Below are 21,215 nucleotides of genomic sequence, written 5' to 3'. Positions count from 1 at the left end.
CTCTGGTGTTTGATAGGCACGTGGAGCCGGACAGGAGCGAGTACGAGCGGAGGCTCGTCGAGAAGGCGCAGCGTGCGCTCGTGGCGATCAGCCTCGGGGACGACGCCGAGGCGCTCGACGAGCTCACGCCGACCGCCGTCGAGCCGAAGGCCCGCTCCGAAGAGACCAAAGAACTCGTGATGATGCTGTTCGGCGAATGCAGCGCCATGGTGTCGACGCTGGGTGATGGAGGAAGTGCCCCGGTCAAGGTCCAGGTGTTCGACGAGGACGGCGAAGAGGTCTCCATCGACCAGGCCGACCCTCCCGTCCGGACGGCCGTGCGCACGCTGCTGGCCGAGGTGCACGGCAACAGCGAAGCCGCGCAGGAGCAGGTCGAGATCGCGCTCGCCAACGCCGCCCCGGACGAGGTCGACAGCCTGGTGCTGCAGGCCCTGCGCTGGACGATCCGGCTTTCGGTGGAATGCCTCGACCGGGATCTGCCGGTGGCGCCCTGGATCTCGGACGCCGTCGCCGACTAGGCCACGCCCTGAGCCTCGTGAGTGGTAATGACGGTTCTAACCGTCATTACCACTCACGAGCCCCTTTACCAACCGCGCGATCTGCTCGGTCTCGATCAGGAACGAGTCGTGTCCGTAGGGCGAGCCGATGACGGCGAAGTCCGCCCCGGCGACCCCGTCCGCGATCGCCCGCGAGTGGTAGAGCGGGTAGAGCCGGTCGCTGTCGACTCCGGCGGCGATCGTGCGCGCGGTGACCCTGGCGAGCGCGTTCGCGACGCCGCCGCGTCCGCGGCCGACGTCGTGGGTGTTCATCGATTCGGTGAGCACCACGTAGCTGCCGGCGTCGAACCGGCGGGACAGTTTCCCGGCATGATGGTCCAAATAGGACTCGACGGCGAACCGGCCGCCGTGCAGTGGATCCTCTTCCTCCTGGTACCGGCGGCCGAACCGTTGCGACAGCTCACCTTCACTGCGATAGGTGACGTGCGCGATCCGGCGCGCGATACCCAGCCCGACGTGCGGGCCGCCGCCGGGGAGGTCGTGGTAGTCGCCGCCGTGCCAGCCCGGATCGGCGCGGATGGCGTGCAGTTGCGGTGCGGCCCAGGCGATCTGGTCGGCCGAAGCCTGCGCCGTCGAAGCGAGGACGAGCAGGGCCTCGACCCGGTCCGGGGTGCTCACCGCCCATTCCAGCGCGCGCATCCCGCCCATGGAACCGCCGAGCACCGCGGCCCACCGGCCGATGCCCAGCGCGTCGGCGAGGACGACCTCGGCCGCCACCTGATCCCGGACGGTCACGGCGGGAAACCTGCTGCCCCATGCCTTTCCGTCCGGATGCCGCGACGACGGCCCGGTCGAGCCCTGGCAGCCACCGAGGACGTTCGGGACCACCACGAAGAATTCGTCCGTGTCGATCGCCTTGCCCGGTCCGATCAGGCCGTCCCACCAGCCGGGGCTGACGTGACCTTCCTCCGCCGGCCCGACCGCGTGACTGTCCCCGGTCAACGCGTGTTCGACGAGGATCGCGTTGGAGGCACGGGAATTCAGTGTTCCCCAAGTCTCGTAGGCGAGGGTGAAACGCAGTTCCGGCCCGGTTTCGAGCATCTGGACGCCGGTGACGAACCGGCGCCGCCCAGGCGGATCTCCCTCCCGCCACGCACCGGTGACGGGAGGGAGATCGGGAGCCTGGGTCACAGAGCCGCCTTGGCCGCCCGGAATCCGGCCTCGAGGTCGGCCTTGAGGTCCTCGATCCCTTCCAGTCCGACGGCGAGCCGCACGAGCCCGGGCGTGACCCCGCTCGCCAGCTGCTCCTCCGGGGCGAGCTGGCTGTGCGTCGTCGAGGCCGGGTGCACGATCAGGCTGCGGACATCGCCGATGTTGACCAGCTGACTGTGCAGTTCCGTACCGTCCACAAAGGCCCGTCCGGCGTCGGCACCGCCGCGCAGGTCGAAGGACAGGACAGCGCCCGCCCCCTTCGGCAGGTACTTCTTCGCCGCCTCGTGATACGGGCTCGACGGCAGTCCGGCGTAGTACACCTTCTCGACCTCGTCGCGCTGCTCCAGCCATTCGGCCAGCGCCTGCGCGTTGGACACGTGCCGCTCCAGCCGCAGCGACAGCGTCTCGATCCCTTGCAGGATCAGGAAACTGTTCAGCGGCGCGATCGCGGCGCCGGTGTCACGCAGGATCTGCACCCTGGCCTTGGCCGCGTACGCGCCGGGTCCGAGCGCCTCCCAGTACTTGAGGCCGTGATAGCTCGGATCGGCCTCGGTGAAACCGGGGAAACGCGCGGGATCCTTGCCGAAGTCGAAGGTCCCGCCGTCGACCAGCACGCCGGCGACCGTGGTGCCGTGGCCGCCGAGGTACTTGGTCGCCGAGTGGACCACGATGTCGGCGCCGTGCTCGATCGGGCGGACGAGATACGGCGTCGGCACGGTGTTGTCCACCACCAGCGGGACGCCGGACTCATGCGCGGCGTCGGCGACCGCGCGGATGTCGAGGACGTTGCTGCCCGGGTTGGCCAGCGTCTCGGCGAAGAACAGCTTGGTGTTGGGCCGGACGGCGGCCTTCCACTGCTCGATGTCGTCCTGGTCCTCGACGAACGAGACCTCGATGCCGAGTTTCGGCAGCGTGTAGTGGAAGAGATTGTAGGTACCGCCGTAGAGCGACGGGCTGGAGACGAAGTGGTCACCCGCGTTCGCGAGGTTGAGGATGGCCGCCGTCGTCGCCGCGGACCCGGAGGCGAACGCCAGCGCCGCGACACCGCCTTCGAGTGCGGCGACGCGCTGCTCGAGGACGTCCTGCGTGGGGTTGTTGATCCGGGTGTAGATGTTGCCCGGCTCGGCGAGGCTGAACAGGTCGGCACCGTGCTGGGTATCGCGGAACACGTACGAGGTGGTCTGGTAGATCGGGGTGGCCCGCGCGCCGGTGGCGGTGTCCGGCGCCGCGCCCGCGTGGATCTGCTTGGTCTCGAACGACCATCCGTCCGCGCTCATCGCGATTCTCCTAGCGGCTCAAGGGTTTCGGCTGTTGTGACCGAAGCTAGCTCCGCCGGACGGAGCACCCAAGCACTCTCAGGAGGTGGGATTCCGTTCCTGAAGAGCGGATAGCGAGGTCTGAGGTGTGCGGCGGTCCCACCTGCTGGACAATCGCCCCATGGTTTCCGTGCGGAGCGTGGTCGATCGAGTGGGTCCGACCCTGCTGCACGCCCTCCAGGTGCCCGAAGAGTCCCCCGCCGTCGGCGACGTCGTCATCGCCGAACCCGGCAACACGCTCGCCGCGGGCGACCTCGTCCTCGGCGTCGCGATCACGGAGACCCCGGACGCGGCGGAACTCGTCAAGCTCAGCGCGTCGAAAGGCGCTGCCGCGGTGCTGCTGAAACCTCCGCTCGCGGCGAAACCGTCAGTGAAACGGGCGGCGAAGGCGGCGGACATCGCGTTGATCGAAGTCCGCTCGGCGGCTTCGTGGGCTCAGCTCGTCTGGCTGCTCAGGACCGTCCTCGACGCGCTCGCCGACGAGTCCGACGCACTGGAGGACGGCGGCGGCCCCGGTTCGGGCGATCTCTTCCGGCTCGCCGACGCGGTCGCTTCCGTCGTCGACGCGCCCGTCACCATCGAGGACACCAACTCACGGGTCCTCGCCTACTCGGCCCGGCAGGATCTGACCGACTCGGCGCGCGTGTCCACGATCATGGGCCGCCGCATCCCCGACGACGTACTCGCGCGGTTCCGCTCGCGAGGGGTGTTCCGCGAACTTTCCCGTGGGCGGCAAACGATCTTCGTGCCCGCGCAGCGCGACGGCACGCTGCCGCGGCTCATCGTGCCGATCCGGATGGGCGGGGAACTGCTGGGCTCGATGTGGGCGGTCGTCGCGGGCCCGGTCTCCGACGAACGCGCGGCCGCCTTCGCCGACGCGGCCCCCGTCGTCGCGCTGCACCTGCTGCGCCGCCGCGCGCACACCGATTCGCAACGCCGGGTCTCGGCCGAACTCCTGCGTGCGGTGCTCGAAGGGAAGGCCAGCCCGCGCAAGGCGATCGCCGAACTCGACCTCTCCGAGGAGCCGCACCGCGTCGTCGTCATCGAGGTCTCCGGCGGTGACGGCCGCGACGACGAAGGGCTGCGGCTCGCCCTCCTCGAACGGATTTCGCAGGGCGTCGGCAGGCGGCCGGTGGCCACCGAACTCGGCGGCGTCCTCTACGCCGTCGTCCCGGACGGCGACGGCTGGGGCGAACTCCGGGCCGCGCTCGAAGCCCTGCCGTCGTCGAGGAGGGGCGGGACACCGCGGGCGGCCGCGGGCTCGGCCTGCGAGATCGGCGACCTCGCGACGTCGCGCGCGCAGGCCGACGAGGCGTTGGGCCTGCTCCGCGCCAAGCTCGTCCCCGGCCGCGTCGTCGCCTTCGACGAGGCGTGGACGGCCCTTTCGCTGCATCGCGGGGCGACGGCGGCGAGTACGGCGAAGGTCGCCGAACTCGGTCCGCTCGGTCTGCTGCGCGCACACGACGAAGCCCACGAGAGCGGCTACGTCGACACGCTCTACCAATGGCTCCGCTACCCCGGCGACCCGCGCGCGGCCGCGAAGGAACTCCGGATCCATCCCAACACCCTGCGGTACCGCATGCGACGGCTGCTCGACCTCGTCCCGCTGGATCTCGACGATCCCGACGTCCGGCTGGCGTTGATCACTCAGCTCGTTTCCCTGCGGTGGAGTTGATTCCACTACAAACTGCGCGATAACGAACACTTTGTAGTTCGACAAAATCGTGTGCAGACGTCAGGAAAGGGTCTTTCAGGACTTATATCGTCGTGAAAGACCCTTTCCTGACATCCGGCGGCTAGTGCGCGCTGGCGCGATATCCGTCCTCGATGGTCTGACGTACCGCGGCGAGCAGATCCGCACCGGGGTAAAGCGGCAAAAGCACACCGGGTCCGCCGTCGACCCGGAGCGCGGCTTCGTAGCCGTGCCCCGGAGTTTCGACCAGGCCAACGATGACATCGGCCGGATTGCCTTCGGTGTCGACGGTGCGGACACGCCGCTCCCGCCGCCAGTCCTGATTTGTCATGCGCAACAGAATGGCAGCTTACCGGCCAGTAAGATCAACATCTTGACTCGATCGTGCTGCATTTACCGATCCGCAGGTTGCACGGCCGCGTCCACCCCCAGCGAACGCAGCCGTACGTCAAACCCGATAACCGAGGTCGTCGGCGACGAATCGCTTCGGCACCATCCGGATCCAGACGGTCCCTTTCACCTCAGGATCATCGTGCAGGTAGGAACGGAAACGCGCATCCCATTTGCCCTCGTCCGGCCCGAGATACCGGCTGAGCAGCCGCTGTCCACGGGGGACGTCGAACGGCAGCACCTCCGCTTCGCCTCGCGCGAGCACCTGCCTCACCAGGCCGGTTCCGACGTCACAGACGTCGACCGTGAGCGCGATCGACGGCGACTCGCGGACAAGACCGGCCAGCCGCGCCCAGGGTCCGGTGAGGATCCAGAACGCCCGGTCCTCCCAGAGATACCAGGTCGGGCGCACCGTCGGCCCGGCCGTGGCGACCCTCGCCGTCAGCGGACCGGCGAGGAATTCGTCGACGTCGAACATCAGATCTCGAGCAACGTCTTGCCGACCGTGCCCCGCGACTGCATCGCCGCCTGCGCGTCCGCCGCCCGTTCGAGCGGGAACCGTTGGCCGATCACGGGTTCCAGCCGTCCCGCGGCGGCTTCGGCAAGGGCGGACTCGGTGAAGGCCCGCATCTCCGACGGCCCGCCGAGCCCCCGGATCACGGTGACACCGCGCGCGGCGGCGTCCTCTTCGGACACCTCGGTCCACGCTCCGCTGGACAGTCCGTAGATCAACATCCGCCCGCCGGGCTTCAGCAACCCGAACGACGCCGTCCCGACCTCACCCCCGACCCCGTCGAACACGACATCGACCTCGCCCGCCTTCGCCGCCCAGTCCGGCTCCCGGTAGTCGATCGCCAGATCGGCTCCGCGCTCACGGACGTGCTCGACCTTCGCCGGACCGCCCGCCGCGCCGACGACCTCCGCCCCCGCCGCCTTGGCGAGCTGGACGACGAGCCCGCCGACACCCCCGGCCGCGGCCTCGACCAGCACACGCTCCCCTGGCCGGATCCGCGCGGCGGTCACGAGCGCCGTCGCCGTGCGGCCGTCGGCGAGGATCGCCACCGCCGCGTCCAGTGCCAGGCCGTCCGGAACCTCGAAGACGGACTCGGCCGCGACGGCGACGCGCTGTGCGTACCCCCCGGAGCCTCCGGTCGACGTCACGACGCGTTTGCCGACCAGCGCGAGGTCGGTCCCCTCGCCGACGGAGCTGATCACGCCGCCGACGCCGTTGCCCGGGATCATCGGCAACTCGGCGCGGAACGGCCCGCCGCCACCCGCCCGGAACTGCGTCTCGACGAACGTGATGTTGGCGTAAGCCACCTCGATCAGCACCTGGCCCGCTGCGGGCACCGGATCGGGGGCCTCGCCCGCGACGAGTACTTCGGGCCCGCCGAACTCTTTCAACCACACGGCTCTCATGTGACCCAAGGTGCAAGCTCCAGCTGACTGGAGGTCAAGCGCCTGTGCCGGGAGAACCACGATCGGTTCTTCAGATTGTCGTCCGCACACGATGACACCGCCGTCCGGGTGCATCACCGTGAGTGGCAGCACCTTCTAGTTAACCGCCGCAGGAGGCATCCAGTGCGTATCGCCGTCCCCCGTGAAATCAAGAGGCACGAATACCGGGTGGCGCTCACCCCGGCGGGCGTGCACGAACTGACCGGGCGCGGCCACGACGTCTTCGTCGAGACCGGCGCCGGCCTCGGATCGTCCATCACCGACGAGGAGTACGTCGCCGCGGGCGCGAAGGTCCTCGCCACGGCGGAGGAGACCTGGTCCGAGGGCGAACTCGTGCTCAAGGTCAAGGAGCCGATCGCCGAGGAGTACCCGCGGCTGCGCGGCGACCAGGTGCTGTTCACCTACCTGCACATCGCCGCCGACCGGCCGCTGACCGACGCGCTGCTGGCCGCGGGCACCACCGCGATCGCGTACGAGACGGTGCAGACCCCGAACCGCGCGCTGCCGCTGCTCGCGCCGATGTCGGAGGTCGCCGGGCGGCTGGCGCCGCAGGTGGGCGCGTTCTCCCTGATGAAGCCGAGCGGTGGCCGTGGTGTGCTGCCCGGTGGCATCCCGGGTGTCCACCCGGCGCGCGTGGTCGTGATCGGCGGCGGTGTCGCCGGCCTCAACGCGGCGCGGGTCGCGCTCGGCCTCGGCTCGGATGTCGAGATCCTCGACACCAACGTCGACCGTCTCCGCCAGATCGACAACGACTTCGGCGGCCGCATCCGCACGGTGACCTCGAACGCGCTGTCGGTCGAGCAGGCCGTCCTCGAGGCCGACATGGTCATCGGCGCGGTGCTCGTGCCGGGCGCGAAGGCGCCGAAGCTCGTCTCGAACGAGCTCGTTTCGCGGATGCGTCCCGGCAGCGTGCTGGTGGACATCGCGATCGACCAGGGCGGCTGTTTCGCCGACTCGCGGCCGACCACGCACGACGAGCCGACCTACAAGGTCCACGAGTCGGTGTTCTACTGCGTCGCGAACATGCCGGGCGCTGTCCCGCGTACGTCGACCTACGGGCTGACCAACGTGACGCTGCCGTACGCCGTCCAGCTGGCGGAGCACGGCTGGCAGAAGGCGCTGCAAGCCGACGCTTCGCTGGCGAAGGGCCTCAACACGCACGCGGGCGCCCTGACCAACGCCCCGGTCGCGGCCGCGCACGATCTGCCCGCCACGGACCTGGCCACCGTCCTGGCCTGATCCCCACCGAAGCCACACTCCCACGCGAGGGGCCTTTGCCACCCCAGTGCAAAGGTCCCTCGCTCCTTTTCTCGTGAGTGGTAATGACGGTTAGAACCGTCATTACCACTCACGAGCCCAGCACCCACAAGACCTACCCGCACTCCTGGCCCACGAGACCTACACGCACTCCGGTCCCACCACTCACTGGGCCAGGGCGCTCTGCGCCCGACGCCACCCACTTCCGACCGGCAAGGGCCCCCTGCGCCCGAAGCCAACCCACTCGAGACCGCAGGCGGACGCACCGTCGGGGCTCCGGGGGCTCGGCCCCCGGGAGATACGACGAAGCCCCACCTCGGGGCAGACGCGCCAGCGTCAACCAAGGTGGGGCACAGGGGCTGAGGGCGGCCCGCTCAACCAGCCTGGGGGTCACTGGGAGCGGGCCGCCTCCTACATCGTAGGTAATAAGTCGCCGTCGCGCTGCATGGGGTTGCCATGTCGTTCGAATTATTTCTTCACAGACTGCCGCGTCAGTCGGTGAACTTCCGCGCTCTTCGACCTAAAACCGGTAGTCAGCGGCCGTTCGGCCCAGCGGCGGCTGCGCTGGGGGACGGAGTCGTCACCGCATCGAACGTGATGAAGGTCGCTTTCGGCGGATTGACCCCTTCCGCGGGTGCGGACTCACCGCGTACGGCAGGATGTCGCGTGATCGGCCTTCGTCAACAAAAGGGGACGGTATGCACGACGGCAGTGGCCGCATCGCGGTGCAGAATCTGAGCAAGCAGTTCGGTGCGGTCAACGCGGTCCAGAATCTGAGCTTCACCGTGGAGCCTGGTTCGGTGACCGGCTTCCTGGGGCCCAACGGGGCCGGGAAGACCACGACGCTCCGGATGCTGCTCGGGCTGGTGACGCCCACGAACGGCACGGCGACCATCAACGGGCGCCCGCACGACCAGCTGGGTAATCCGGCGAGGGTCGTCGGCTCGGTGCTGGAGAACGAGGGCTTCCACCCTGGACGCACCGCGCGGAATCACCTGCGCGTGTACTCCGCGGCGATCGGGATGCCGGATCAGCGGGTGGACGAGGTCCTCGGCCTGGTCGGCCTGTCGTCGGCGGCGGACCGCAAGGCGGGCGGGTTCTCGCTCGGTATGCGGCAGCGGCTGGCGCTGGCGACGGCGTTGCTGGGGAATCCGCAGGTGCTGGTGCTGGACGAGCCCACGAACGGTCTCGACCCCGAAGGCATCCTGTGGCTTCGGAACTTCCTTCGCGCCTACGCGCGTGAAGGGCGCACGGTGCTGGTCTCGAGCCACCTGCTGAACGAGGTGGAGCAGACGATCGACCAGGTCGTGATCATCAGCCAGGGCATGACGCGCTACAACGGCTCGCTGGACCAGTTGCGCAAGAGCAACCAGTCCCGCGTGCTGGTGCAGTCCGCCGACGCGAGCGGGCTGGTCGCGGCGATGCAGGAAGCGGGCATCACGCAGGTCTCGCCGATGCCGGACGGGCGCGTCGCGGTGTCCGGTGCGACGGTGCAGCAGATCGGTGACATCTCCGCCAAGGCGAGCATCGCCGTCTACGGCATGCAGGAGGAGACCGCGGATCTGGAGCGGATGTTCTTCCAGCTGACCCAAGGGCAGTACGCCGCGCCTCAGCCCGGCATGCAGGGCCCGCCGCCGGGCTACCAGGGTCCGCCCCCGGGTTACCAGGGCCCGCCGCCCGGTTACCAGGGTCCGCCGCCGGGTTATGCCCCGCAGAACACCCCGCCGCCCGGGTTCGCGCCGCCGAACACGCCGCCGCCGGGGTTCGCGCCGCCGCAGCAGCAACAGCAGCAGTTCCAGCAGGGCCAGCAGCCCCAGCAACAGCAGTACCAGCAGGCGCCCCCTCAGCAGGCGCAGCAGCAGGGTCAGAACGAGGGCTGGGGAGGCCAGGGCTGATGGGCAACCTGATCAAGGCGGAGTTCCGCAAGACGCTCACGCTCAAGGCGTGGTGGGCGCTGATGATCCCCGCGGTGGTCTTCGCGTTCGCGTTCGCCCTGTTCTGGGGCATGGTCACCAACGACTTCAGCGACTTCCTCGGCCGCTCCGACACCCGTGAGCTGACCGAAGCGCTCGGGATCTCGACCGGCGAACTGCCGGTCGGGCTGCTCGCGCTCGGGCACGGCATCAACATCGGCACGATGATCCCGATCATCTTCGGGGTCTTCGCGCTCGCCGGTGAGTACACGAAGAAGACGATCACCACGACGTTCCTCACCGCCCCGAACCGGGTTTCGGCGCTGAGCGCGAAGATGATCACCTACGTGGCCTGGGGCGCGATCTACGGCGTCATCATCGTGGCCGCGGCGAGCCTCGGGACCGTGATCACGGTCGACAGCGAGCGCCTCCCGACCGCGGGCCAGTGGCTGGGCGTGCTCGGCGCGGGCGTGCTCGCGACGATCCTGGCGACCCTGTTCGGCATCGGTGTCGGCGCCGTGTGGCGCAGTGTGATCGGAAGCATCATCACGCTGACGATCTGGATGCTCGTCGTCGAGAACGTCCTGGTGTTCGTCTCGTTCGGCGCGTGGGACATCACGTGGCTCGGCGGGGTGCTGCCGAACGGCACGGTCAACGGCATCGTGGGCGCCATCGGTGCGGAAGCCTTCGGCGCCGCCGGCGTCAAGGTGCCGGGTCTGCAGGACGAGACGGCGTGGGCGCTGCAGTACGCGGCGGGCGCCCCCGGCGCGTTCTCGTGGTGGGCGTCCGCGCTCATCTTCTTCGGCTGGACGATGATCTTCTTCCTCGCCGGATGGGCCGTGAACCAGAAGAAGGACATCACGTAAGTCGCAGCCACACGCGCCATGAAAGGTCCTTTCCTTGCAAAATTTGCAAGGAAAGGACCTTTCATGGCGTTCGGCCCTGCGCGAACCGGCCGGGGTTGTCGGTACCGCCGCCTAGGCTGGCGGGGTGACCACTGCTCCACCTCGCCCGCGTCAAGCCAGCCCTGCTCGTGAGACGGCCCCGGTACCCACCGGAGGCTGGATCCGGCGGTTGGCCGCTTCGTGCTGGAAACACCCCTGGCTGGTCGTGCTGTCGCTGGGCGCGGCGATCATCGGCGTCGGCCTCCAGGCCGCCGGTCCTCTGCTGATCCGCGAAGCGCTCGACGACGCAGTCGCGGGCGAAACCTCCCGCCTCGGCCTGCTCGCCGCCGTGATGGCGGTGGTGCAGGTGCTGACCTTCGGCAACGCCTTCGCCCGCCGGTACGTCGGCGGACGGCTGGCCCTGGACGTGCAGCACGATCTGCGCCGCCAGGTGTTCAACGCGGTCTCCCGGCTCGACGGCGGCAAGCAGGACGCGTTGCGCACCGGCCAGGTCGCCTCGCGCGCGATCTCGGATCTGCAGCTGGTCACGTCGGTCCTGATGCAGGTGCCGCTGTCGGCGGGGTCGGTGATCTTCGCGCTGCTGTCGCTGGGCGCGATGCTGTGGATGTCCCCGACGCTGACCTTGATCGCGATGGTGGTCGCTCCCGCGATCGCGATCATCATGGCGGTGAGCCGGAAGCGGCTGTTCCCCGCGACGTGGGCGGCGCAGCAACGCGCGGCCGATGTCGCGCAGCAGGTCGAGGAGACCGTCACCGGCGTACGCGTCGTGAAGGGCTTCGGTCAGGAAGCGCGCGAAGTCGCGAAGTTGGAGAACACGGCGAAGAAGCTCTTCGCCGAACGTATGCGCGCGGCACGGCTGTCCTCCCTGCCGACGGCCACGACGGCCGCGCTGCCCGCGGCGGGTCAGGTCGCGGTGCTGGCGGTCGGCGGCGTACTCGCGCTGAAGGGCGAGATCAGCCTCGGCACCTTCCTGGCGTTCGCGACCTACCTCTCCATCCTGATCGGCCCGGCCAGGATGATCTCCAGCCTCGTCGTCCAGGCCCAGCTGACCAGGGCGGGCGCGGAACGGGTCAACGAACTGATCGACGCGCAGCCGGACGTCGTCGACAGCCCGGACGCGCGCCCCTTGCCCGAGGGCCCGCTCGGTGTCCGGCTGGAGGACGTCTCCTTCGGCTACACGCGGTCGGATCCCGTGCTCGACGGCCTCACGCTGGAAGCCCGGCCGGGCGAAACGCTCGCGCTGGTCGGCACCGCCGGTTCGGGCAAGTCGACGATCTCCCTGCTGCTGCCCCGGTTCTACGACGTGCACAGCGGTTCCGTGCAGGTAGGTGAGCTCGACGTCCGCGACGTCCGGCAGCGGGATCTGCGCAGCGTCATCGGCGTGGTCTTCGAGGAGGCGTTCCTGTTCTCCTCGTCCGTGCGCGACAACATCGCCTATGGCAGGCCGGACGCGAGCGACGAAGAGATCCGGGCGGCCGCGCGGGCGGCGGAAGCGGACGAGTTCATCCAGCGGCTCCCCGACGGCTACGACACGCTCGTCGGCGAGCGCGGCCTGACGTTGTCGGGCGGTCAGCGGCAGCGGCTCGGCCTCGCTCGGGCGCTGATGACCGATCCGCGTGTGCTGGTCCTCGACGACGCGACCTCGGCCATCGACACGGTCACCGAAGCGGCGATCCACGACACGCTGCGATCGGTCACCGAGAGCCGGACGACCCTGCTGATCGCGCACCGCCGTTCCACCCTCGCCCTCGCCGACCGGATCGCCGTGCTGGACAAGGGCCGCGTCGTCGACGTCGGCACGGAGGAGGAGCTGCTGGCGCGGTGCCCGCTGTTCCGCGAACTCGTCGCGGGTCCGGGCGACGACGTCGAGGAGCCGCATCGCTGCGAGGGTCTCGACTGCGGCCCCGCCGGGATCACCCCCGCCCTGTGGCCACGGCAGGAGGACGCCGACGAGCTGGCGGGCGAGCGGCGGAAGGGCTCCGGCGGCGAATGGGACGTCGACCTGCCGCCGAGCGGCGAACTCCTCGAAGGTGTCCGGAAGCTGCCGCCCGCCACGGACACTCCGCGGCTGCCGGGCACGGATGTCACCGCGCCCGAGCCGAAGTTCCGCCTCGCCCGCCTGCTGAAACCGGTGCGCGGCCCGCTCGCCGTGGTGATCGGGCTGGTCGCCGCCGACGCGCTGGCCACCATCGCGATGCCCGCGCTGTACCAGCACGGCATCGACAACGGCGTCCGCGCCGGGGCGGAGGCGGTGATCTGGCTGGCCGCCGGCATCGGCGCGTTGGTGATCCTCGTGGACTGGCTGGTGGTCTACCTCCAGACCAGGATGACGGCACGGGTCGGCGAGACGGTGCTGTATTCGTTGCGCGTACGCAGTTACGCCCATCTGCAACGACTAGGGCTCGACTTCTACGAACGCGAACTGTCCGGCAAGATCATGACCCGGATGACGACCGACGTCGACGCGCTGTCGACGTTCCTGCAGACCGGCGTGGCACAGGCCGTGGTGAGCGCGCTGACGCTGGTCGGCATCGCGGCGGCGCTGATGATCACCGACATCGGCCTGGCCGCGTATGCGCTCGCGGTGCTCCCGATCCTCATCGTGGCGACGGTGATCTTCCGCCGCGCCTCCTCGAAGGCGTACACCGAAGCTCGCGAACGCGTCAGCGTGGTCAACGCGGACATGCAGGAGAACGTGAGCGGGCTGCGGGTCGCGCAGGCGTACACCCGCGAGGAGCGGACGGCGGAGAAGTTCGCCTCCCGCAGTGACGAGTACCGGCGTTCCCGGCTCCGCGCGCAACGCTATGTCGCGACGTATTTCCCTTTCGCGGCAATGCTTTCCGGACTGGCCGAGGTCGTGGTGCTGATCGTCGGCGCGAACCGGGTCGCGGCGGGCACCCTGTCGGCCGGTGTGCTGGTGGCGTTCCTGCTGTACCTGGGCCAGTTCTTCTCGCCGATCCAGCAGCTGTCTTCGGTTTTCGACGGCTACCAGCAGGCGCGGGTCGGCCTGACGCGCATCGGCGATCTGTTGCGCACGCCGACTTCCGTCCCCGAAGCGGAAAACCCGGTCGCGGTCCCGGAACGACTGCGGGGTGAGGTCTCCTTCAAGGACGTCGACTTCGCTTACACCGCGACGGACGAGCCCGCCTTGACCGGGCTTTCGCTGGAGGTTTCGGCCGGGGAGACGGTCGCCTTGGTCGGCGCGACGGGCGCCGGGAAGTCGACGGCGGTGAAGCTCGTCGCGCGGTTCTATGACGCGACCGGCGGCGTGGTCCGGATCGACGGGACCGACATCCGCGAGTACGACCTGGCCGCGCTGCGCGCGCGGATGGGCGTGGTGCCACAGGAAGCGCATCTGTTCTCGGGGACCGTCGCGGACAACGTGCGCTACGGCAGGCCCACCGCGACGGACGCGGAGGTCGAGGAAGCGGTCCGGTCGGTCGGCGCGCTCGACGGGGTCGCCGCCCTCCCTGCCGGTTTCCACCAGCCCGTCGGCGAACGCGGACGGTCGCTTTCGGCCGGACAGCGGCAACTCGTCGCCCTCGCCCGCGCCGAACTCGTGGACCCGGACGTCCTCCTGCTCGACGAGGCGACCGCGGCCCTCGACCCGTCCACCGAAGCCGCCGTCCTGCGTGCCACGGAACAACTCGCGCGCCGCCGCACGACGTTCGTCGTCGCGCACCGCCTCGCCACCGCCGCCAAGGCCGACCGGATCGTGGTCCTGGACCACGGCCGGATCATCGAACAGGGCACGCACAGCGAACTCCTGGCCGCGGACGGCCACTACGCGCGCCTGTGGTCCCTGGGCTGACAACGATGCCCCGCATTCAGTCCTCTGAATGCGGGGCATCGCCCGGCGGGCAAGGGAATTTCGGTCGCGCGCGAACACCCACGCGTGTCAGCATCACGGCAAATGAACGAAGAGATCCCGGCGCGGCAGATCCGCGCCGTCCACACCGAAACCACGATCCGCGTCTACCAGGCGTATTCACCGGCCATCGCCGACGCGGCGCTGAAAGCGGGCACGTTCGCGCCGCCGTTCAAACGCGAACGGATGACCTGGATCAAGCCGTCCTTCCTGTGGATGGCGTACCGCTGCGGCTGGGCGGCCAAGCCCGGCCAGGAACGCGTACTCGCCCTCGACATCACTCGCGAGGGTTTCGCCTGGGCGCTCGAACACGCGGCGCTCAGCCACTACGACCCGGACGTCCACCCCGACCGGGAGACGTGGCGCCGCCAGGTCAAGACCAGCCCAGTCCGCGTCCAATGGGACCCGGAACGCGGCATCCGGCTCGGTCCGCTGAAGCACCGCTCGCTCCAGATGGGGCTGAGCGGCGAAGCCGTCGATCGCTATGTCGACAAATGGATCACCGCGGTCACCGACGTCACCACGACCATGCGCGACATCGGCGCGCTCGTCGCCGCGAACCGCATCGACGAGGCCGAAGCGCTGCTGCCCGCGGAACGTCCGTACCCCAGCGTTTAGTCCTCTGAATGCGCAGGGCTCTGAATGCGGAAACCCTCAGGACCGCCAGGCGAGACCGCTCATCCCGGCGTCCTCCAGGTCCCGCTCCGACGCCCACCGGAAGGTCCCCGGCCGGACGTGGACCCCGGCCGTCACCGCCCAGTCCGGCTCGTCGGGCTCGACGTGCTCCATCTCCTTGAAGTCGGAGAGCGTCGGCCACACCGCGCAGCACGAGTCGCACATCAGCACGACCTTGCCGGATTCGGTGACCAACGGGCGCACGCGCCCCTCGTCCCAGAACGACGGACACTCGTCCAGCCACATCGGCTGCCACCACCTCGCGGGCGACCGGCGACCGGCACGACACCGGCCGCATCCTCCAGCCAGCAAAGCCCGCCGACGTGAACTCCAGGCTGTCCTGGCACGACCACTTCACCAAGCTTACCCGACAAAACAGTGACCTGACCTGCACAGATATCGACAGCGACAGCAAAGGTCCCCCGCTCCCCCGAGTGGCCGCGACCCCTTCCCCCGCGTGGCCTGTTTTCGATCTCTTGATCGAGTCAGTGACCCATCACCTAGTGCGCCACGCCTCACACAGGCCAGTTCCATCACACGGCCGCCACCGAGGGGGTTAGCCTGGTAGGCGCATCAGCGGTGTTCAAGATCTCGAGACGGATAGAGGCGAGTCCAAGCCGTGTCCAGCAGCAGCCCTGCGTCACAATTCGGCCCCAACGAGTGGGTCGTCGAGGAAATGTACGACCAGTTCCTCGCCGACCCCACCTCAGTCGATGCCGCCTGGCACGACTTCTTCGCGGACTTCAAGCCAACGCAGGCCGCGCAGACGAAGGCTGACGACGCACGTCAGACCGTCAAGGATGGCCCGGGCACCAACGGCCAGGCCTCCACGCCGTCGCCGCAGACGGTCCGCAACGCCGAGTCCACCGCGAAGCAGACCGCTCCGAAGACGGAGACCAAGGCGCCCGCGAAGCCGGCCCCGAAGACCGAAGCGAAGGCGGCCGCGCCCAAGGCGGCCCCCGCGAAGGCCCCGGCGAAGGCTCCCGCCAAGCCGGCCGAGAAGGACGCCGAGCCGGAGTCGAAGCAGCTCCGTGGCGCCGCGGCCGCGATCGCGAAGAACATGGACGCCTCGCTGTCGGTGCCGACGGCGACGAGTGTGCGCGCCGTTCCGGCGAAGTTGATGGCCGACAACCGCATCGTCATCAACAACCACCTCAAGCGCACGCGCGGCGGCAAGATCTCCTTCACGCACCTCATCGGTTACGCGATGGTCCGTGCGCTGAAGGACTTCCCGAACATGAACCGGCACTACCAGCTGATCGACGGGAAGCCGTTCGCGATCACGCCGGAGCACGTGAACTTCGGTCTCGCGATCGACATGAAGGGCAAGGAAGGCTCCCGCACGCTCGTCGTGGCCTCCATCAAGGCCACCGAGAACATGACCTTCATGCAGTTCTGGCAGGCCTACGAGGACATCGTCAAGAAGGCCCGCACCGGCAAGCTGACCGCCGACGACTTCGCCGGCACCACGATCTCGCTGACCAACCCCGGCGGCATCGGCACCAACCACTCGGTGCCGCGACTGCAGGCCGGTCAGGGCGCGATCATCGGCGTCGGCGCCATGCAGTACCCGGCGCATTTCGAGGGCACCAGCGAGAAGGCCCTGGTCGACCTCGGCGTGTCGAAGATCATGACGCTGACCTCGACCTATGACCACCGCATCATCCAGGGCGCGGAGTCTGGCGAGTTCCTCAAGCGCATCCACGAGCTGCTGCTGGGCGAGGACGGCTTCTACGACGACGTCTTCACCAGCCTGCGCCTGCCGTACGAGCCGATCCGCTGGGTCGCCGACATCCCGGACGGCCCGGTCGACAAGACCGCGCGCGTGATCGAGCTGATCGACGCCTTCCGCATGCGCGGTCACCTGATGGCCGACACCGACCCGCTGAACTACCGGCAGCGCAGCCACGCCGACCTCGACGTCCTCTCCCACGGCCTGACCCTGTGGGACCTGGACCGCGAGTTCCCGGTCGGCGGCTTCGCCGGCCAGGAGCGGATGAAGCTGCGGGACATCCTCGGGGTGCTGCGCAACTCCTACTGCCGCACCGTGGGCATCGAGTACACGCACATCCTCGACCCCGAAGAGCGCCGCTGGATCCAGGACCGCGTCGAGATCCCGCACGAGAAGCCGGACCCCGCCGTCCAGAAGTACGTGCTCTCCAAGCTCAACGCCGCCGAGGCGTTCGAGACCTTCCTGCAGACCAAATACGTCGGCCAGAAGCGGTTCTCCCTCGAAGGCGGCGAGACCGCGATCCCGCTGCTGGACACGCTGCTGGACAAGGCCGCCGAGCACGAACTCGACGAGGTCGTCATCGGCATGCCGCACCGCGGCCGCCTGAACGTGCTCGCGAACATCGTCGGCAAGCCGATCGCGCAGATCTTCCAGGAGTTCGAGGGCAACCTCGACCCGGGCCAGGCGCACGGCTCCGGTGACGTGAAGTACCACCTCGGTGCCGAGGGCAAGTACTTCCGCATGTTCGGCGACGGCGAGACCAAGGTGTCGCTGACCGCGAACCCGTCGCACCTGGAGACCGTCGACCCGGTCCTCGAGGGCATCGTCCGCGCGAAGCAGGACATCCTCGACAAGGGCGGCGAGGGCTTCACCGTCCTCCCCGTCCTCATGCACGGCGACGCGGCCTTCGCCGGCCAGGGCGTCGTGGCCGAGACCCTGAACCTGGCGCTGCTGCGCGGGTACCGCACCGGCGGCACCGTGCACGTCATCGTCAACAACCAGGTCGGCTTCACCACCGCGCCCGAGCACTCGCGCTCGAGCCAGTACGCCACCGACGTCGCGAAGATGATCGGCTCGCCGATCTTCCACGTGAACGGCGACGACCCCGAGGCCGCGCACTGGGTGGCCAAGCTGGCCGTCGACTACCGCCAGGCGTTCCACAAGGACGTCGTGATCGATCTGATCTGCTACCGCCGCCGCGGCCACAACGAGGGCGACGACCCTTCGATGACGCAGCCGGCGATGTACGACATCATCGACACGAAGCGTTCGGTCCGGAAGACCTACACCGAATCGCTGATCGGCCGCGGCGACATCTCCGTCGAAGAGGCCGAAGCCGCGTTGCGCGACTTCTCCAGCCAGCTGGAGCACGTCTTCAACGAGGTCCGCGAGCTGGAGAAGCACCCGGCGAAGGCCAGCCCCTCGGTCGAAGAAGAGCAGCAGGTCCCGGCCAAGGTGCCCACCGCCACCACCACCGAGGTCATCGAGCACATCGGTGACGCGTTCCTCAACGTGCCCGAGGGCTTCACCCCGCACCCGCGGGTCAAGCCGGTCATGGAACGCCGCCACAAGATGTCCCGCGAAGGCGGCATCGACTGGGCCTTCGGCGAACTGCTCGCCTTCGGCTCGCTGGCCATGGAAGGCCGCCTCGTGCGCCTGTCCGGCCAGGACTCCCGCCGCGGCACCTTCACCCAGCGCCACTCGGTGCTGATCGACCGCAAGACCGGCCAGGAGTACTCGCCGCTGGCCAGCCTGGCCGAGGGCCAGGGCCGCGTCATGATCTACGACTCGGCGCTGTCCGAGTACGCGGCGGTCGGCTTCGAATACGGCTACTCCGTGGCCAACTCCGAAGCGCTGGTCATGTGGGAAGCGCAGTTCGGTGACTTCGTCAACGGCGCGCAGACCGTCATCGACGAGTACATCTCCTCCGGCGAGGCCAAGTGGGGCCAGCTGTCGGACGTCGTGCTGCTGCTGCCGCACGGTCACGAGGGCCAGGGCCCGGACCACACCTCCGGCCGCATCGAGCGCTTCCTCTCGCTGTGCGCCGAAGGCTCCATGACCGTCGCCGTGCCCTCCACCCCGGCGAACTACTTCCACCTCCTCCGCCGTCACGCGCTCGACGGAGTCAACCGGCCGCTGGTGGTCTTCACTCCCAAGTCGATGCTGCGCAACAAGGCGGCGACTTCGGCGGTCGAGGACTTCACCGGCCAGTCGAAGTTCATGTCGGTCATCGACGACGCCGTCGTCGACCCGTCGAAGGTGCGCAAGGTCCTGCTGACGTCGGGCAAGCTGTACTGGGAACTGGTGGCCGAGCGGGCGAAGCGCGAGGCGAACGACATCGCGATCGTGCGCGTCGAGCAGTACTACCCGCTGCCGAAGAAGAAGCTGCTGGCGGCGCTCGAGCGCTACAACGGCGCTCCCGCGGTCTGGGTCCAGGAGGAGCCGGAGAACCAGGGTGCGTGGCCGTTCTTCGGCCTGAACCTGCCGCGGAAGCTCCCGGAGGTGTTCTCCGGCCTGGACGTCGTCTCGCGGCGCCCGATGGCGGCGCCGTCGGCCGGTTCGTCCAAGGTGCACGAGGTCGAGCAGAAGGCGCTGATCGCTCGGGCCTTCGACTGAGCCACTGATCGCCTGACGTGAGCTGAAAGGGCCCTTCACCGCATCCCACGCGGTGAAGGGCCCTTTCGCTGCGTCTGATGCGGGGAAAGCGTCCTTCAGCCCCCGGTGTCGAAAACGGTGGGTCCCGTTCGTATAGGGGTAAACGAACCGAAGGAGACACCATGAACACGCTGCTCGACGGCCTCAAGCTCCCCGAATCCGCCCGCTGGCACGACGGCCGCCTCTGGCTCGCGAACTGGGGAACCGGCCAGGTCCTCGCCGTCACGCCCGACGGCGAAAGCGAAGTGATCGCGACCGTGCCGACGATGATGCCGATCACGCTCGACTGGCTCCCCGACGGCCGCCTTCTCATCGTCGACGGCCCGAACGCCCGGCTGCTCAACGCGGATCTCAGCACCTACGCCGATCTCTCGCCCGTCGCCTCCCTGTGGAACGAAGTCGTCGTCGACAGCCGCGGCAACGCCTACGTCAACGGCTCCAGCGACCTGCAGCAGCCCGGCGTCATCGCCGTCGTCACTCCGGACGGCGAAGTACGCCAAGTCGCCGACGGCATCCTGTTCGGCAACGGGATGGCCATCACGCCCGACGACAAGACGCTGATCGTCGCCGAGTCGTACGGCAGCCGGCTCACCGCGTTCGACCTCGCCGAGGACGGTTCACTGTCCGGCAGGCGCGTGTGGGCCGACCTCGGCGGCGACCACCCCGACGGCATCTGCCTCGATGCCGAAGGCGCCGTCTGGTACGCGGACGTGGCGGGCAAGCACTGCGTCCGCGTCCGCGAAGGAGGCGAAGTTCTTCAGAAGGTCGAGTCCGACCGAGGGTGCTTCTCCTGCACGCTCGGCGGCGAGGACGGGCGTTCGCTCTACGTCCTCGCCGCGGAGTGGCACGACTGGGAGAACCCGTTCGGCGACGGACCGACCGGACAGGTCCAGGTCACCGAAATCGGCTAACCGATCGCCTCGGAGGTCGCCTTCGCGACCTTCAAGGCGTTCTCTTTGCACAACGTCTGGTCGAGGGGCTTGGACGGATCGGCACCGCTCACGATGATCTGTGCTTCGACGTTGCCTTGATAGAGCTTGATCGAGCACTGCCCGTCGGACCGGATGTCGTTGTAACCCGCCTTGGTCGCCTTCGCGAGACTCTGGATCACTTCGCCGCCGTCCTTCATGGCGTTGTCGTAGCCCGCTTTGGCCCACTCCTCGCCCGCGCCCGTGCCCGGTTCCTTCGACTTCGCCAGGTACATGGTCACCGAGGCCGACGGAGCACCGGATTCACGCCAGGAGCACGAAGAGGCGGTGTAGATGATGTCGTTGTTCGAGGTGCTCGCCGGTTCCTCGCCCTTCGGCGGTTCGAGCGGCGGCAGGTTCCTCACCCCGGTCCCGATCTTCTGGCAGGCGGGCAGCGTGGAGTACTTGTCCGGCGGCCCGGTCTTCTTGGACGAGGTCGGCGCCGCGGACGAGGACGAACCGGAGTCGCCGGACAGCAGCAGGAAAGCGGCGACCCCGCCACCGCCGAGCAGCACCACCGCGCCGACGACGAGGCCGACGATGAGCCCGGTGTTCGACTTCTTGGGCGGGGGGCCGTAACCGGGCGGCGGATACCCCGGATATCCCTGCGGCGGATACGGCTGCTGAGGTCCCTGCTGATAGGGCGGTCCGGGGTGCATGCGGAGAGGTTAAAGCC

General features: G+C 68.9%; 16 protein-coding genes. 9 read left to right on the top strand and 7 right to left on the bottom strand.

What is annotated here, in order from left to right; genetic code table 11:
• Positions 1-20 precede the first annotated feature (20 nt).
• Positions 21-518 (top strand): hypothetical protein, encoded by a 498-nt coding sequence (locus L324_RS12830; RefSeq protein WP_037306679.1) that lies wholly within the window; start codon positions 21-23, stop codon positions 516-518.
• A 36-nt stretch (positions 519-554) separates the two neighbouring features.
• On the opposite strand, the gene metX is transcribed toward L324_RS12830, so the two are convergent.
• Together metX and L324_RS12820 are read right to left on the bottom strand one after the other, a co-directional pair.
• Positions 555-1,688, bottom strand: a complete 1,134-nt coding sequence (metX, locus tag L324_RS12825) for a homoserine O-acetyltransferase MetX (RefSeq protein ID WP_037306677.1) — start codon at positions 1,686-1,688, stop codon at positions 555-557.
• Positions 1,685-2,986: a bifunctional o-acetylhomoserine/o-acetylserine sulfhydrylase gene (locus L324_RS12820; RefSeq protein ID WP_037306675.1), complete on the bottom strand. Its 1,302-nt coding sequence runs from the start codon at positions 2,984-2,986 to the stop codon at positions 1,685-1,687. The genes metX and L324_RS12820 overlap by 4 nt, the downstream gene beginning before the upstream one ends.
• Before the next feature lie 160 nt (positions 2,987-3,146).
• On the opposite strand from L324_RS12820, the gene L324_RS12815 reads away from it, so the two are divergent.
• The gene (locus tag L324_RS12815; RefSeq protein ID WP_037306673.1) at positions 3,147-4,700 is read left to right on the top strand and encodes a PucR family transcriptional regulator; all 1,554 of its coding nucleotides are present in this window, start codon (positions 3,147-3,149) and stop codon (positions 4,698-4,700) included.
• A 121-nt stretch (positions 4,701-4,821) separates the two neighbouring features.
• Here the strand turns inward: L324_RS12815 and L324_RS12810 are convergent, their stop codons facing one another.
• From L324_RS12810 to L324_RS12800, 3 genes are all read right to left on the bottom strand, one after another.
• Positions 4,822-5,049, bottom strand: coding sequence for a hypothetical protein (locus tag L324_RS12810; protein ID WP_007033850.1), 228 nt, complete (start codon positions 5,047-5,049; stop codon positions 4,822-4,824).
• A gap of 117 nt (positions 5,050-5,166) precedes the next feature.
• Positions 5,167-5,586 carry a pyridoxamine 5'-phosphate oxidase family protein gene (locus L324_RS12805; RefSeq protein WP_037306669.1) on the bottom strand — a complete coding sequence of 140 codons (420 nt, stop codon included), beginning with the start codon at positions 5,584-5,586 and terminating at the stop codon, positions 5,167-5,169.
• A complete protein-coding gene (locus L324_RS12800; protein WP_037306667.1) occupies positions 5,586-6,527 on the bottom strand; it encodes a zinc-binding dehydrogenase in 942 nt (313 codons plus the stop codon). The genes L324_RS12805 and L324_RS12800 overlap by 1 nt, the downstream gene beginning before the upstream one ends.
• 162 nt (positions 6,528-6,689) lie before the next feature.
• On the opposite strand from L324_RS12800, the gene ald reads away from it, so the two are divergent.
• From ald to L324_RS12775, 5 genes are all read left to right on the top strand, one after another.
• Positions 6,690-7,805: an alanine dehydrogenase gene (ald, locus tag L324_RS12795; RefSeq protein ID WP_037306664.1), complete on the top strand. Its 1,116-nt coding sequence runs from the start codon at positions 6,690-6,692 to the stop codon at positions 7,803-7,805.
• Positions 7,806-8,521: 716 nt separating this feature from the next.
• Positions 8,522-9,718 (top strand): ABC transporter ATP-binding protein, encoded by a 1,197-nt coding sequence (locus tag L324_RS12790; RefSeq protein ID WP_037306662.1) that lies wholly within the window; start codon positions 8,522-8,524, stop codon positions 9,716-9,718.
• Positions 9,718-10,602, top strand: coding sequence for an ABC-2 transporter permease (locus L324_RS12785; RefSeq protein ID WP_037306660.1), 885 nt, complete (start codon positions 9,718-9,720; stop codon positions 10,600-10,602). Before L324_RS12790 ends, L324_RS12785 begins: the two co-directional genes overlap by 1 nt.
• 124 nt (positions 10,603-10,726) lie before the next feature.
• Entirely contained in the window at positions 10,727-14,452 is a 3,726-nt protein-coding gene (locus L324_RS12780; protein ID WP_152546813.1) for an ABC transporter ATP-binding protein, read from the top strand.
• A 102-nt stretch (positions 14,453-14,554) separates the two neighbouring features.
• On the top strand, positions 14,555-15,127 hold the full coding sequence (locus L324_RS12775; RefSeq protein ID WP_037306658.1) for a DUF4291 domain-containing protein: 573 nt from the start codon (positions 14,555-14,557) through the stop codon (positions 15,125-15,127).
• A gap of 36 nt (positions 15,128-15,163) precedes the next feature.
• On the opposite strand, the gene L324_RS12770 is transcribed toward L324_RS12775, so the two are convergent.
• Positions 15,164-15,430 (bottom strand): hypothetical protein, encoded by a 267-nt coding sequence (locus L324_RS12770; RefSeq protein WP_037306656.1) that lies wholly within the window; start codon positions 15,428-15,430, stop codon positions 15,164-15,166.
• A gap of 373 nt (positions 15,431-15,803) precedes the next feature.
• Here L324_RS12770 and L324_RS12765 point away from each other — a divergent pair, with 373 nt between their 5' ends.
• On the top strand, positions 15,804-19,532 hold the full coding sequence (locus tag L324_RS12765; protein ID WP_081736308.1) for a multifunctional oxoglutarate decarboxylase/oxoglutarate dehydrogenase thiamine pyrophosphate-binding subunit/dihydrolipoyllysine-residue succinyltransferase subunit: 3,729 nt from the start codon (positions 15,804-15,806) through the stop codon (positions 19,530-19,532).
• 161 nt (positions 19,533-19,693) lie between these two features.
• Positions 19,694-20,482, top strand: a complete 789-nt coding sequence (locus tag L324_RS12760) for an SMP-30/gluconolactonase/LRE family protein (protein WP_037306651.1) — start codon at positions 19,694-19,696, stop codon at positions 20,480-20,482.
• Here L324_RS12760 and L324_RS12755 read toward each other — a convergent pair.
• Positions 20,479-21,198, bottom strand: a complete 720-nt coding sequence (locus L324_RS12755) for a hypothetical protein (RefSeq protein WP_037306648.1) — start codon at positions 21,196-21,198, stop codon at positions 20,479-20,481. The two genes, L324_RS12760 and L324_RS12755, sit on opposite strands and share 4 nt — an antisense overlap.
• Between the last annotated feature and the right edge of the window lie 17 nt (positions 21,199-21,215).

It is taken from the genome of Amycolatopsis orientalis DSM 40040 = KCTC 9412 (assembly GCF_000478275.1).
Classification (GTDB): domain Bacteria; phylum Actinomycetota; class Actinomycetes; order Mycobacteriales; family Pseudonocardiaceae; genus Amycolatopsis; species Amycolatopsis orientalis.
The sequence above is the reverse complement of the archived record's forward strand: the minus strand, read 5'-3'. Positions and strand labels throughout refer to the sequence as shown.